The organism is Citrobacter sp. CK180 (assembly GCF_030333655.1).
GTDB classification, from domain to species: domain Bacteria; phylum Pseudomonadota; class Gammaproteobacteria; order Enterobacterales; family Enterobacteriaceae; genus Citrobacter_B; species Citrobacter_B koseri.
Window position 1 is genome coordinate 129243 of sequence record NZ_JAOWFM010000055.1, and the last position, 14012, is coordinate 143254.

Sequence of the window (14012 nt, forward strand, 5' to 3'; positions counted from 1 at the left end):
GTGGTTAAAAAGCAGACTGTGCTTTTTTTGAACTATGCTATTTTTACCTGTTGCATTAATGGTTTAGCACAGCTTTTTATGCAAAATCAGAGCAAACACTCTATTTTTCAGTCGATTAAGAAAAGATAATATTCTGATTTCAGCTATAGATAAACAAAAAAAAGCGCACTTGTCAGCATAAAATAACGGCACAAAGAGCGGAATAAAACGCTGCCTCCCAGGGGATTATCCTGCCTGTTTTTCATTCTCTGATGTTTCAAACTGTACTTATCGTTGCCAAAAAACTAATCGCCTGGTAAATGAAATAAAAAAGAGAAAGTGTCGGAACACATTATTTCGGTACACTGGTTCTCTCTTTGGTGATTTGGACATGCTGTCGATGAAGCTGACCATCGTTCGTTTAGAAAACTTTAGCGCCCAGGATCTCATCGATCTGGGTAAAATCTGGCCGGAATACTCCGCCTCGTCTTTAAGCGTAGATGATACTCACCGGATCTACGCGGCGCGTTTCAATGAGCGTCTGTTGGGCGCTGTGCGGGTAACGCTAAGCGGTACGCAAGGCGCGCTGGACTCATTGCGGGTTCGCGAGATCACGCGTCGTCGCGGCGTGGGGCAGTATCTGGTGGAAGAGGTGATCCGCAATAATCCGGGCGTTTCAGCCTGGTGGATGGCAGATGTCGGCGTCGAAGAGCGAGGCGTAATGGCGGCGTTTATGCAGGCATTAGGGTTTACGGCGCAGGCGGACGGCTGGGAAAAACGGTAATAAAAAAGCCGGATGGCGCTAACGCTTATCCGGCCTACGTGTTTCGCAACTCTCACGCAATTTTCCAGGGGGTAAGGCGAAGCCGCCACCCGGCACTCAATTACCTGGCGTCGGTTGCCGTACCGTCGGCATGCCAGGTAAAGACGCCGAACTCAAAGCCTTTCAGATCGCCCTTCTCATCCCAGGACAACGGCCCCATAACGGTTTCCACGGTATTCGCTTTCAGGTATTTGGCGATTTCAGCCGGATCGTCGGACTGATTCAGACCCGCCTGCAATGACTGCAACGCCGCGTAGGTGGTCCACACAAACGCGCCGCTTGGGTCCTGTTTCTTCGCTTTGATAGCGTCTACGATCGGTTTGTTCGCCGGAACCTGATCGTAGTTCTTCGGCTTGGTGACCAGCATCCCCTCGGCAGACTCACCGGCAATGTTAGACAGCGACACGTTCGCTACCCCTTCCGGCCCCATAAACTTCGTTTTCAGGCCAGCAGCGCGAGCCTGGCGCAGGATCTGCCCCATCTCAGGGTGGTAGCCGCCGTAATACACAAAATCGATGTTCTCTTTCTTCAGGCGCGCCACCAGGGTGGAGAAATCTTTCTCGCCGGCGGTAATCCCGTCGAAGAACACCACGTTGGCGTTGCCTTTTTTCAGGCCATCCTGCACCGCGCGCGCCAGGCCTTCACCGTACTGCTGCTTATCGTGAATAATGGCGATGCGCTGCGGCTTCACGCTTTCCAGAATATATTTCGCCGCCGTCGGCCCCTGATCGGAGTCCAGACCGGTGGTGCGCAGGATCAGCTGATAACCGCGCGCGGTCAGTTCCGGTGCGGTCGCAGCCGGAGTAATCATCAGAATGCCTTCGTCTTCATAGATATCAGACGCAGGCTGCGTGGATGAGGAGCACAGGTGGCCGATAACATATTTAATGCCGTCGTTGACCACTTTGTTGGCTACGGCTACCGCTTGTTTCGGGTCGCAGGCATCATCATATTTCACGGCAACCAGCTTATCGCCCTTGATGCCGCCTTTCGCGTTGATATCGGCAATCGCCTGCTCCGCGCCGGTAAATTCCTGATCGCCGTACTGCGCTACCGGACCAGACATCGCGCCGACAACGGCCACTTTGATATCCTTAGCAAACGCCATATTGCTCAAAGACAGGGCGATACATCCTGCCAATAACGCTTTACCCTTCATATTCATCCTGAGAATCCCCATTATTGTGGTTATTACGTATGTTGTGATGTTGTTGTTCAGCACTTTATTTCAATTAATGGTAAGCCACCCGTGCTTTAGCAGCATACTCTGCTAAAACATACCCGATTTTTATGATTTTGGAATAGCTAATTTGACAGTCAGATAACAAGTTGATGACAAAACGGGGCGCCGCCGCAACGGGCGGCGTCGGTTTATCGTGTCAGCGAACGCGTAATGATCTCCAGCGCTTTACGGAACTGCGCATCGGGGATCGTCAGCGGATAGAGGAAGCGGATCACGTTGCCGTAAACACCGCAGCTGAGTAGCAGCAGACCCTCCTGCAACGCGCGATCCTGCACCTGCCGGGTAAATTCCGGGGACGGCTGACCGGTTTGCGGATCGGTAAACTCTACCGCCACCATCGAGCCCTGCGCGCGGATCTCAGCAATGGACGGGCAGGCGGCTTTCGCTTTGTTCAACACCTCAACCAGATGCTGACCAAGCTGCGTGGCGCGAGTGCAGAGATCGTCTTCTTCAATCACATCAAGCACCGCATGCGCGGCGGCCACCGCCAGCGGGTTTCCGGCGTAGGTGCCGCCAAGACCGCCCGGCGCTGGCGCATCCATCACCTCGGCGCGACCGGATACCGCCGACAGCGGCATACCGCCGGCCAGACTTTTGGCCATCGTGATGAGATCCGGCTGAACGCCGTGGTGCTCCATCGCAAACAGTTTGCCTGTACGGGCAAAACCAGTCTGCACTTCATCAGCGATCAGCAAGATGCCGTGGGTATCGCATAACGTACGCAGCGCCTGCATGAAATCCGTTGGCGCGACGTTAAAGCCCCCTTCCCCCTGCACCGGTTCCAGGATAATGGCCGCCACCTGGTCCGGCGCGATATCGGCTTTAAAAATCCGTTCGAGACTGTTCAGCGCATCCGCCGTGGTAACGCCATGCAAAGGATTCGGATATTGCGCGTGATAGACCGATCCCGGGAACGGTCCAAAGCCAATTTTGTAGGGCGCGACCTTACCGGTGAGCGCCATCGTCATAAAGGTTCGCCCGTGAAACGCGCCGCCAAAGGTAATCAGCCCCGGTCGTCGGGTACAGGCACGCGCAATTTTCACCGCGTTTTCGACCGCCTCCGCACCGGTAGAGAAGAAAGCCGTTTTCGCCGGGCCGTTGACCGGCACGCGCTCGTTAATACGCTCGGCAAGCGTAACGTAGCTTGCATAAGGCACGATTTGATACGCGGTATGGGTAAATGACTGGAGCTGTTTTTCAATTGCCGCGATGACTTTTGGATGGCGGTGCCCGGTGTTCAACACGGCAATTCCGGCGGCGAAATCAATCACCTCATTGCCTTCAATATCCCACAGCGTGGCGTTTTCCGCTCTGTCGGCATAGAAACCGCACATCACCCCGATGCCGCGCGGCGTCGCCTGCAACCGTCTTTCATTCAGTTCGTTATTTTTCACCTTCTCCCCCTAAGATGCGCACAACCCATCGGTAAGTGTTTGCCAGGGGGGAAGAATTCGCCAGAGTGGGGGAGAAAAAAAGCGTTATCCCCGTAGCCCGATAAGCGAAGCGCCATCGGGCATTTATGTCGGCCTGTTTGCCGGATGGCGGCGGTGCCTTATTCGGCCTGGAAAACAAAAAACCCCGGATTCTCATCCAGGGTTTTTCGGGCACTTCGCGGAAATTACGCTTCGATAGCGGCGCGCAGTTTCTTCATCGCGTTCTTTTCAAGCTGACGTACACGTTCAGCAGAAACGCCATAGCGGTCGGCCAGCTCCTGTAGCGTGGACTTATTGTCTTCGTCCAGCCAACGGGCGCGAATGATGTCCTGGCTACGCTCGTCCAGACCTTCCATTGCGTGGGTCAGTTTGTTTGCCGCCTGATCTTCCCAGTTATCCTCTTCAATGCCGTCGGCAAAGTTAGAGGTTTTATCCTGCAAATACAGCACTGGCGCCATCGGCTGGCTGTCAGACTCGTCGTCCGAAGACATGTCAAACGTCATGTCCTGCGCCGCCATACGGGATTCCATCTCGCGGACGTCTTTGCTGGTTACGCCCAGTTCGCGCGCCACCATTTCCACTTCATCCTGATTAAACCAGCCCAGACGCTGCTTGGTTTTACGCAGGTTAAAGAACAGCTTACGCTGTGCTTTGGTGGTTGCGACTTTAACGATACGCCAGTTACGCAATACGTATTCGTGGATCTCCGCTTTGATCCAGTGCACGGCGAAAGAAACCAGGCGCACACCCACTTCCGGGTTAAAACGGCGCACGGCTTTCATCAGGCCGATGTTACCTTCCTGAATCAGATCCGCCTGCGGCAGGCCATAGCCCGCATAGTTACGAGCAACATGAACAACAAAGCGCAGGTGAGACAGAATCAGCGTCTTAGCTGCTTCCAGATCGCCCTGGTAATGCAGCTTTTCAGCCAGTGCCCGTTCTTCGTCAGCCGATAACATCGGCCACGCGTTTGCAGCCCGGATGTAAGATTCCAGGTTACCAACAGGGGCTAAAGCTAAATTTTGCATTTCTTTGGTCATTCAAATCCTCTCAATTTATATCGTCTGGCACTGCAAATGAGCAACAAACGTGCCAGCGTTTATGAGCAACGAGAATAGCACTCACTCTTTTATCAGACAGTGATTTTATCCACAAGTTCAATGCAACGTTGTGAATAAATTACGCACAAAATGTGACACCGCTATGAAAAAACACTGTGGGCAGGGGAATGAGATGTTTTGAAGCTCTTTCCCTGCGAACGGGAACTCATTGCAGGGAAAGAGTATACCACGCTTTTATTAATCGGGAGTAAAGTGACGTAAATGTTGCACAGTGGCAAGCCACGCCGCAACCCAGCCGATCATCGAGCACACCAGCAGCAGCAACAGGCACTCATCGAACGATAAGCCATTGATATCAAACTTCGTTCCGAAAACCTGCGCCACTTCCGTCACCGCTGACGACAAGCGCATCACCAAAATTTCTGACAAAATCAGTGAAAGAAATGCCCCTGAAAAACCGAGCAGCGCGCCGCCGTACAGGAACGGTCGCAGGATAAATCCATCCGTCGCGCCAATCAGTTTCTGCACGTTGATGGTGTCGCGGCGGGCGAAAATGCTCAGACGCACGCTGTTGCCGATGACGAGGAACACCGCCGCCACCATCAGCACGCCGATCATCGCGGAAACGCGCCCTACCAGCCCGGTCAGCGCCGCCAGACGGGCAAACCAGCTGTCATCCATACGCACTTCATCAATGCCGTTAATCTGCGAGATGCGATCGCGTAGCGTATTCAGCGACTCCGTTCCCTGGAAATCCAGTTTCGGGATCACCACCGCCACTGCCGGAAGCGGATTCTCTTCCAGCATGTCCAGCGCGCCGCCAAAGCCGGACCAGTTGCGGAACTCGCCAAGCGCATCGTCGCGGGAGAGATAGTTGACCTTCTCCACCCCCTGCTCGGCCTGGAGCTGTGCGACCACCCCGGCGGCCGCGTCATCATCCAGCGTCTTTTGCAGGTAAACGGTGATCTGCGGGGACGGATAGTACTGCGTCGCCGCCTGGTTGACGTTCTTATAGACCATGTAGCAAACGCTTGGCAGCGTCAGAGAGATGGCAATCACCATCACCGTCAGAAACGTCGCCAGCGGCTTGCTTTTCAGATCCTGTAACGCGCCCTGGAACGCATAGCGCACCTGCTCGTTAAAGACGTTGGTTTTACGCGAGTTCGGCTTTGGCGAGGGTTTTGCGCGTCTCGGCGCATTGCGGCCGCCGTCGCCGGACGAACCGCCAGATTTACGAAAACGATCCAGTCTGCCGCCAAACTGCCTGATTTGGTTGATAGCGTCACGCTTATTCACTGACCAGGCCTCCATGCAAATGACCTTCGCTCAGGGTGAGCATACGGTACGAACGACGGGAGATAAGCCCGATGTCGTGCGTCGCCATCAATACCGTCACCCCAACGCGGTTAAACTCTTCAAACAGACGTAAAATCCCTTCCGATAAGGCATCATCCAGGTTCCCGGTCGGTTCATCCGCCAGCAGCACCGCAGGCTTGTTCACCACCGCACGGGCAATCCCCACGCGCTGCTGCTCACCGCCAGAGAGTTGAATGGGAAAATTCCTCGCTTTGTCCAGCAGCCCGACTTTATCCAGCGCCGCCGACACACGACGACGGATGTCGTCCCCGCTGGCGCCAGCGATAATCAACGGGATCGCCACGTTGTCATAGACCGTACGATCCATCAGCAGGTGGTGATCCTGGAAAATCATTCCGATCTGACGACGCAGAAACGGCACTTCACGGTTTTTCAGGCGCGTAATGTCATGCCCGCTGAAGAAGATTTTCCCGGCGCTCGGCCGTTCAATCCCACAGATAAGCTTCAGCAGGGTACTTTTCCCCGCGCCTGAGTGACCGGTCAGAAACGCCATCTCGCCTGGCTGCATGTGGAATGTGACTCCTTGCAGCGCTTGTCTCCCACCGAGATAGGCCTTGCTGACATGTTCAAAGCGAATCATTGTTAATCCTCTCGGGCAAAAAGTGCCTCTATAAAATCGTCCGCCTTAAACGGACGTAAATCCTCGATACGTTCGCCCACACCAATATAGCGGATAGGAATGCCAAACTGATCGGCAACCGAGAAGATAACCCCACCCTTCGCCGTGCCATCCAGCTTGGTCAGGGTGATACCGGTCAGGCCAACCGCTTCATGGAACAGTTTGGCCTGGCTTATCGCATTCTGCCCGGTGCTGGCGTCGATGGTCAGCATCACTTCATGCGGCGCATCTTCGTCGAGTTTCTTCATCACGCGAACGATTTTTTTCAGTTCTTCCATCAGGTGCGCTTTGTTCTGCAAGCGACCTGCGGTATCGGCAATCAGCACATCCACATTACGCGCTTTCGCCGCCTGGATGGCGTCAAAGATAACGGAAGCGGAATCCGCGCCGGTATGCTGGGCGATAACCGGAATGTTGTTACGCTGGCCCCAGACCTGCAACTGCTCTACCGCCGCCGCACGGAAGGTATCCCCCGCCGCCAGCATCACGGATTTGCCCTGCTGCTCGAACTGACGCGCCAGCTTACCGATCGTGGTGGTTTTCCCCACGCCGTTAACGCCAACCATCAGAATAACAAACGGCGTTTTGCCTTCAATATTAAGCGGTTCGTCAACTTTTGCGAGGATATCGCCCATCTCGTCTTTCAGCAGGCCATACAGCGCTTCGGCGTCATGCAGCTGTTTACGGCTGGCGCCCTCTGTCAGGTTAGCGATGATCTTGCGGGTGGTTTCCACGCCCACATCGGCAATCAGTAACTGCTCTTCCAGTTCTTCAAACAGATCATCGTCGATTTTCTTACCACGGAACAGACTGATAAATCCTGAACCGAGATTTTCTTTTGTTTTCAGAAGACTACGTTTCAGGCGCGCAAAGAAACCCTCTTTTGTCGGCTTCTCTTGCTCCTGAATCACCTCCTCAACCGGCGTCTCTTCTTCTGCCGCCGGCACGACAACCACCGCGTCTTCCGCCGCTTCCGTCGCCAGCGCCTGCGCTTCCCGTTCTTCGTCGGTCAGTTGCGGTTCGTTTTGCGCCTCTTCTTCTACCGCCTCCACGATCTCTACCGTTTCCGCTTCGGCCTGCCACTCTTCAGGCGACGTCTCTTCGACGTTCACCTCCTCCGGCAGCGGCAGTTCTTCATGTTCCACCACCGCCTGCGGCTCAACGATGTCTTCTTCAACCACGGGGTCAACAACAGGCTCTACGACAGGCTCTGGCTCAACCGGCTGCGGTTTTTCGCTTTCCTGAACCTGTTCGGTGACGTTCACCACGGCTTCGGCGAAAGCGTCGGTCTCCGCCTTGCCGTGGGCGTGCGTTTCCGCGTCGGCCTCTGCCGCCGTCTCAACCGGCGTTTCTGGCGCTAACGGTTCTTCAACACGCTGTTGTTCTTCGGTTTTTTGTTCCTGTTCCTGCTCTTTTTCACCAAAGCCCAGCCAGGAAAAGAAGCCACGTTTTTTCTGTTTTGCCATCTGCGACTGTACTCCTCGCGGTTAATATCTGGCGCTATATACATGGAAGCTAAAAAAATGATGAAATAGTCTACCACTTAACTTAATTCACATCACCGCCTGGAATGACACGTCAGCAGCGGATTGAGCAATAGAAATGAAAAAACCGAATCACTCTGGCAGCGGTCAAATCCGCATTATTGGCGGACAATGGCGGGGCCGTAAACTTCCGGTTCCCGACAGCCCAGGGCTGCGCCCGACAACCGACCGGGTTCGCGAGACGCTGTTTAACTGGCTGGCGCCGGTCATGGTAGACGCCCACTGTCTGGATTGTTTCGCCGGAAGCGGCGCGCTGGGGCTGGAAGCGCTTTCCCGCTATGCGGCGGGCGCGACGTTGCTGGAGATGGATCGCGCCGTGTCACAGCAGTTACAAAAGAATCTTGCTACGCTAAAGGCAGGCAACGCCCGCGTGGTCAACGCCAATACGCTGGCCTTTCTGGCGCAGACCGGTACGCCGCACAGCGTGGTGTTTGTCGATCCCCCGTTTCGCAAAGGGCTGCTGGAAGAGACGTTAAGCCTGCTGGAAACGCACGGCTGGCTGGCTGATGACGCGTATATTTACGTCGAAAGCGAAGTCGAAAACGGTCTGCCGCCCGTCCCGGCAAACTGGTCGTTGTATCGTGAAAAAGTGGCCGGGCAGGTCGCATACCGCCTGTATCAACGGGAAGCACAAGGAGAAAGCGATGCTGATTAATCTGGGACGTCTGCTGATGCTGTGCGTCTGGGCATTTTTACTACTGAATATTTTCCAACCCTTTCCACGCCCGCTGAATATTTTCGTCAACGTCGCGCTGGTCTTTATGGTGCTGATGCACGGTATGCAGCTGGCGCTGTTAAAAAGCACCATGCCTAAAGATGGCCCGCAGATGACCACCGGCGAGAAAATCCGTATTTTTCTGTTCGGCGTCTTTGAGCTGCTGGTGTGGCAGAAGAAATTTAACGTTAAAAAATAACCTTTTGCCGGATGTCGGCTGCGCCTTATCCGACCTACAACCCCCTCAGACCGTAGGCCCGATAAGCAACACGCCATCGGGCGAAATCTTATGGCTGGGCGACAAAATCGACAAACCGCGAACCTTTGTAGCTCAGCGTGCCTTTATCCCCGACCGTTAACGCATGGTACTGTTGGGCATCCAGCCGGAACGTCTGCTCAAGCCCGCCGCGCTGCGGTTTAAAGCTGGCTTCATAACGCATACTGGTGCCCGCTGGCGCCACCTGCTGCTGACGCGAGCGCCGATCGTTGATCGGCTTTTCGCGCTTATTGCTCACCACCACCTGCTTTTGCTGCAATGGCGCGGCATCGTTATCGGCTTTTTCTCGCCGCTGCGAAACAAAGCGAAACGACGCGGCGATAACAATCAAGCCAATGATAACAATGAAAAAAAGTGGTGGTTTACTCATCATTTTAACCCATCAGAAAATGCGGAAATAAGCATACCCTGCCCGTTATGGTGTTGTCATCTGCCTGCGCCGACCTCTACACTGGACAACAGGGCCGTGAGCATACCGCTCGCGAAAAAATAACGAATTCAAGGAACTAAGATGCTTTGGTCGTTTATCGCTGTCTGTCTTTCCGCATGGCTATTTGTGGACGCATCGTATCGTGGGCCAGCGTGGCAGCGCTGGGTCTTTAAACCTCTCACCCTGATTCTCCTTCTTTTACTCGCCTGGCAAGCGCCGATGTTCGACGCGATCAGCTACCTTGTGCTGGCGGGCCTGTGCGCCTCGTTGCTGGGCGATGCGTTGACGCTGTTGCCGCGCCAACGTCTGCTGTACGCCATTGGCGCATTCTTCCTGTCGCACCTGCTGTACACCCTCTATTTCGCCAGCCAGATGACGCTGTCGTTCTTCTGGCCATTGCCGTTAGTGCTGCTGGTGTTGGGCGGGTTGCTGATTGCAGTGATCTGGACGCGTCTGGAAGAGCTGCGCTGGCCGATATGCACCTTTATCGCCATGACGCTCATGATGGTCTGGCTGGCCGGTGAACTGTGGTTCTTCCGCCCGACCGCCCCGGCGCTCTCTGCTTTTATGGGCGCATCGTTGTTATTCCTCGGCAACATCGTCTGGCTGGGCAGCCATTACCGCTGCCGCTTCCGCGCGGATAACGCTATTTCCGCCGCCTGCTACTTTGCCGGGCACTTCCTGATTGTCCGCTCACTTTATCTTTAATAACGCTTGACTCTGGAGTCGACTCCAGAGTGTATCCTCCGGTTAATGAGAAAATTATCATCAACCGGAGGATGCCATGTTGACACCCGATACTGATGGCAAAAAAGTCCCACAATTTTCATCCTTCAAACTGGCGCCAGCCCCCCGGAAGGTAGATGACTGCTGCTGTGAGGGCGCCTGCGCAACGGAGGCTCTCATCCCCGACACCATCGAAGGGACGCGTTACACCTGGAAAGTCGCCGGTATGGACTGCGCCGCCTGCGCCCGTAAAGTCGAAAACGCCGTGCGCCAGGTCGGGGGCGTCAATCAGGTACAGGTGCTGTTCGCCACCGAGAAACTGGTGGTGGATGCGAATGCCGATATCCGCCAACACGTTGAACGCGCCGTACAAAAGGCGGGCTATACCCTGCGTGATGAACAGGCCACAGCAGAGGCGCGCGAATCCCGGCTGCAAGAAAACCTGCCGCTGATCACGCTCATCATTATGATGGCGATTAGCTGGGGGCTGGAGCAATTCAACCATCCGTTCGGCCAACTGGCGTTTATCGCCACCACGCTGGTCGGCCTGTATCCCATTGCCCGTCAGGCGCTGCGTCTGATGAAAACCGGTAGCTGGTTCGCCATCGAAACGCTGATGAGCGTGGCGGCGATTGGCGCGCTGTTTATTGGCGCGACGGCGGAAGCGGCGATGGTGCTGCTGTTATTTCTGATCGGCGAACGCCTCGAAGGGTGGGCTGCCAGCCGCGCCCGCAGGGGGGTCAGCGCGCTGATGGCCCTCAAACCGGAAACCGCCACGCGCCTGTGCGATGGCGTGCGCGAAGAGGTGGCGATCAACACCCTGCAACCCGGCGACATTATCGAAGTGGCGGCAGGTGGGCGCTTACCCGCCGACGGCAGGCTGGTCTCCGGTTTCGCCAGTTTTGATGAGAGCGCGCTCACCGGCGAGTCGATTCCGGTCGAGCGCTCAACGGGCGAGAAAGTCCCCGCCGGCGCCACCAGCGTGGATCGGCTCGTCACACTGGAGGTGCTGTCAGAACCGGGCGCCAGCGCGATTGACCGCATCCTGAAGCTGATTGAAGAAGCCGAGGAACGCCGCGCGCCCATTGAGCGTTTTATTGACCGCTTCAGCCGGATTTACACCCCGGTGATTATGGCCGTCGCGCTGCTGGTCACGCTGGTGCCGCCGCTGCTGTTTGCCGCGTCCTGGCAAGAGTGGATTTATAAGGGACTCACGCTGTTACTGATTGGCTGCCCGTGTGCGCTGGTCATTTCCACCCCGGCGGCCATCACCTCCGGGCTGGCGGCGGCGGCACGTCGCGGGGCGTTGATTAAAGGCGGCGCAGCGCTGGAGCAGCTAGGCCGAGTCACTCAGGTGGCGTTCGATAAAACCGGTACCCTGACCGTAGGGAAACCGCGCGTCACCGCCATCCATCCGGCAAGCGGGATCGGCGAAGCAGAGCTGCTGGCGCTGGCGGCGGCGGTGGAACAAGGCGCGACGCACCCACTGGCGCAGGCCATTGTGCGTGAAGCGCAGACGCGTGAACTGACCATTCCGCCAGCGCTGGAGCAGCGCGCGCTGGTCGGTTCGGGTATCGAAGCTCAGGTTAATGGCGAGCGCATCCTGATTTGCGCCGCAGGCAAACGCCCGGCGGAAGCCTTTGCCGGGCAAATCAGCGAACTGGAAAGCGCCGGACAGACGGTCGTGCTGGTGCTGCGCAACGACGACGTACTCGGCGTGCTCGCCCTACAGGATACGCTGCGCGATGACGCCCGCACCGCGATCGGCGAACTTAATCAGTTAGGGGTGAAAGGCGTGATCCTGACCGGCGATAACCCACGCGCGGCTGCGGCCATTGCCGGAGAGCTGGGCCTGACGTTTAAAGCGGGCCTGCTACCAGAAGATAAAGTCCGGGCGGTGACGGCGCTCAATCAGCACGCCCCGCTGGCGATGGTGGGTGACGGCATTAACGACGCCCCCGCAATGAAAGCCGCCGCGATAGGTATTGCGATGGGAAGCGGAACGGATGTCGCGCTGGAAACGGCAGACGCCGCCCTGACGCATAACCGCCTGCGCGGGCTGGTACAGATGATCCAGCTGGCGCGCGCCACCCACGCCAATATTCGTCAGAACATCGCGATTGCCCTGGGGCTGAAAGGGATCTTCCTCATCACCACGCTGCTCGGCATAACCGGCCTGTGGCTGGCCGTGCTGGCGGATACCGGGGCGACAGTGCTGGTGACCGCCAACGCGCTGCGGCTGTTGCGTAAAGGGTAGATTGTCGCCTGATGGCGCCAGGCTTATCAGGCCTACGGGGATCATGGCACGAACCCACGCAGGCCTGCTCATCCGGCGAAGCGAAGGCGCTTACTGCACGTCGGCAATCGCCTTCATCAACGCCTGGTGTTTTTCGCCATACTGCGCGCGTACCGGCTCGGTGGCCTTCACGAAATACGCTTTATCAATTTCGTGGAACTGCACGCCGCCAGCCTTCATCTTCGCTAATGCCTCCTGGTTGTAGGCATCCCACAATTTACGCTGCTCAAACTGCGCTTCGCGCGCCAGCGTCAGGATCTTCTGCTGCTCATCCGCAGTCAGCTTGTCCCACTTCACTTTGGAATAGAGCAGCATTTCCGGGGTGATAAAGTGCCCGCTGAGGGTGTAATTCTTCGCAACCGGCATGTAGTTATGCGCGACAAAAGTCGGCGGGTTGTTTTCCGCACCGTCAATCACGCCGGTCTGCATACCGCTAAACACCTCGCTCACCCCCATCGCCACCGAGTTCGCCCCCATGTCTTTCAGCGTATCCAGCGCCACCGGGCTTCCCTGCACGCGAATCTTCATACCGTGGAGATCTTCCGGCTTTTCCACCGGGTTTTTGGTAATCAGGTTGCGCGTCCCGGAGTCCATCCAGCCAAGAAACACCAGACGTGATTTCGGGTTGTTCGTCAGCTTATCGCCAATGCTTTTCCCGATATCGCCATCAATAATTTTGTGCATGTGGTCTTCGTCGCGGAACACATAGGGCAGCGTAAAGACTTCGATATCCGGCAGAATAGCCGCCACCGGCGCCATCGATACGCGAATCATATCAATCGCGCCGATTTGCGCCTGTTCAATCATCTGTTTCTCATCGCCCAGCACGCCGCCCGGGAACACTTTAATTTCCAGCTTACCGTCGGTTTGTTGTTTGAGTTTTTCGCCCATTTTCTGCACGGCGACGACATTCGGATAGCCCTGCGGATGGACATCCGCCGCTTTAATGACCTGCGCGAAAACAGAATGGGAAAACAGTATTGACGCGGTAGCCAGGCACAGGGAAGCCGCGAGCGGCTTGAGAGTCACTTTCATCGGGTCAGCTCCAGAGGTTGAGAGGGTAGCGTTAAAACATTGTTTTAGTTTTTACGCTTAAACCGTAGCCGATGCCCTGAAAGATGAAGGTGAAGTGCTTCACAAAAAAGCAGGAAAAATTGAAACGATGGTTTAAAAATGTCGCAGCGGTCACGCCGGTTTTATCCGGCTGAGACTCAATGCTTTTTACGCAGCAAATAACGATACGGCAGCGAATCCGTCTCTTTCGCCATCAGCTCATGTTCCATAAACGTACAAAAGCCAGGAATATCACGGGTTGTCGCCGGATCGTCGGCAATAATCAGCAGCGTTTCGCCCGTTTGCATGTTACGCACGGTTTTACGCACCATCATTACCGGTTCCGGGCAGCGTAGCCCCTGGGCATCAAGCGTATGGTCGGGGGAGGAAAACAGATCGGTCATCTTCGTCTCATTCACTAAAAAAACGGCTGTAG

14 protein-coding genes are annotated in these 14012 nt (G+C 55.9%); 5 read left to right on the forward strand and 9 right to left on the reverse strand.

The features are described from left to right. The first annotated feature begins 379 nt into the window (after window positions 1-379). Complete coding sequence (gene panM, locus OGV50_RS19485) at window positions 380-763, forward strand: aspartate 1-decarboxylase autocleavage activator PanM (protein ID WP_024131029.1); 384 nt, start codon at window positions 380-382, stop codon at window positions 761-763. Window positions 764-863: 100 nt separating this feature from the next. Here panM and livJ read toward each other — a convergent pair whose 3' ends face one another. From livJ to ftsY, 6 genes are all read right to left on the reverse strand, one after another. Continuing rightward, a complete protein-coding gene (gene livJ / locus OGV50_RS19490; protein WP_024131030.1) occupies window positions 864-1967 on the reverse strand; it encodes a branched chain amino acid ABC transporter substrate-binding protein LivJ in 1104 nt (367 codons plus the stop codon). Between the two features lie 206 nt (window positions 1968-2173). Next, window positions 2174-3439 carry a 4-aminobutyrate--2-oxoglutarate transaminase gene (locus OGV50_RS19495; protein WP_071259330.1) on the reverse strand — a complete coding sequence of 422 codons (1266 nt, stop codon included), beginning with the start codon at window positions 3437-3439 and terminating at the stop codon, window positions 2174-2176. Window positions 3440-3663: 224 nt separating this feature from the next. Further along, window positions 3664-4518, reverse strand: a complete 855-nt coding sequence (gene rpoH, locus OGV50_RS19500; RefSeq protein ID WP_012135571.1) for an RNA polymerase sigma factor RpoH — start codon at window positions 4516-4518, stop codon at window positions 3664-3666. A gap of 258 nt (window positions 4519-4776) precedes the next feature. Next, entirely contained in the window at window positions 4777-5835 is a 1059-nt protein-coding gene (gene ftsX / locus OGV50_RS19505) for a permease-like cell division protein FtsX (protein ID WP_024131031.1), read from the reverse strand. Further along, the gene (gene ftsE, locus OGV50_RS19510; RefSeq protein ID WP_012135575.1) at window positions 5828-6496 is read right to left on the reverse strand and encodes a cell division ATP-binding protein FtsE; all 669 of its coding nucleotides are present in this window, start codon (window positions 6494-6496) and stop codon (window positions 5828-5830) included. The genes ftsX and ftsE overlap by 8 nt, the downstream gene beginning before the upstream one ends. Window positions 6497-6498: 2 nt before the next feature. Then, on the reverse strand, window positions 6499-8001 hold the full coding sequence (gene ftsY / locus OGV50_RS19515; RefSeq protein ID WP_200093155.1) for a signal recognition particle-docking protein FtsY: 1503 nt from the start codon (window positions 7999-8001) through the stop codon (window positions 6499-6501). Between the two features lie 136 nt (window positions 8002-8137). Between ftsY and rsmD the strand changes: the two genes are divergently transcribed. Both rsmD and OGV50_RS19525 read left to right on the forward strand, forming a co-directional pair. Continuing rightward, complete coding sequence (gene rsmD / locus OGV50_RS19520; RefSeq protein ID WP_071259325.1) at window positions 8138-8734, forward strand: 16S rRNA (guanine(966)-N(2))-methyltransferase; 597 nt, start codon at window positions 8138-8140, stop codon at window positions 8732-8734. Next, window positions 8724-8993 carry a DUF1145 family protein gene (locus OGV50_RS19525; RefSeq protein WP_012135579.1) on the forward strand — a complete coding sequence of 90 codons (270 nt, stop codon included), beginning with the start codon at window positions 8724-8726 and terminating at the stop codon, window positions 8991-8993. The genes rsmD and OGV50_RS19525 overlap by 11 nt, the downstream gene beginning before the upstream one ends. An 88-nt stretch (window positions 8994-9081) precedes the next feature. On the opposite strand, the gene OGV50_RS19530 is transcribed toward OGV50_RS19525, so the two are convergent. Then, the gene (locus OGV50_RS19530) at window positions 9082-9441 is read right to left on the reverse strand and encodes a DUF2500 domain-containing protein (RefSeq protein ID WP_200093194.1); all 360 of its coding nucleotides are present in this window, start codon (window positions 9439-9441) and stop codon (window positions 9082-9084) included. A gap of 141 nt (window positions 9442-9582) precedes the next feature. On the opposite strand from OGV50_RS19530, the gene OGV50_RS19535 reads away from it, so the two are divergent. After that, window positions 9583-10209 carry a lysoplasmalogenase gene (locus OGV50_RS19535; protein ID WP_012135582.1) on the forward strand — a complete coding sequence of 209 codons (627 nt, stop codon included), beginning with the start codon at window positions 9583-9585 and terminating at the stop codon, window positions 10207-10209. 76 nt (window positions 10210-10285) lie between these two features. Continuing rightward, window positions 10286-12484 (forward strand): Zn(II)/Cd(II)/Pb(II) translocating P-type ATPase ZntA, encoded by a 2199-nt coding sequence (gene zntA / locus OGV50_RS19540; protein WP_286488716.1) that lies wholly within the window; start codon window positions 10286-10288, stop codon window positions 12482-12484. A gap of 90 nt (window positions 12485-12574) precedes the next feature. Here the strand turns inward: zntA and OGV50_RS19545 are convergent, their stop codons facing one another. Together OGV50_RS19545 and tusA are read right to left on the reverse strand one after the other, a co-directional pair. Next, the gene (locus OGV50_RS19545; protein ID WP_012135584.1) at window positions 12575-13558 is read right to left on the reverse strand and encodes a TRAP transporter substrate-binding protein; all 984 of its coding nucleotides are present in this window, start codon (window positions 13556-13558) and stop codon (window positions 12575-12577) included. A gap of 176 nt (window positions 13559-13734) precedes the next feature. Beyond that, complete coding sequence (gene tusA, locus OGV50_RS19550) at window positions 13735-13980, reverse strand: sulfurtransferase TusA (RefSeq protein WP_012135585.1); 246 nt, start codon at window positions 13978-13980, stop codon at window positions 13735-13737. Window positions 13981-14012 lie beyond the last annotated feature (32 nt).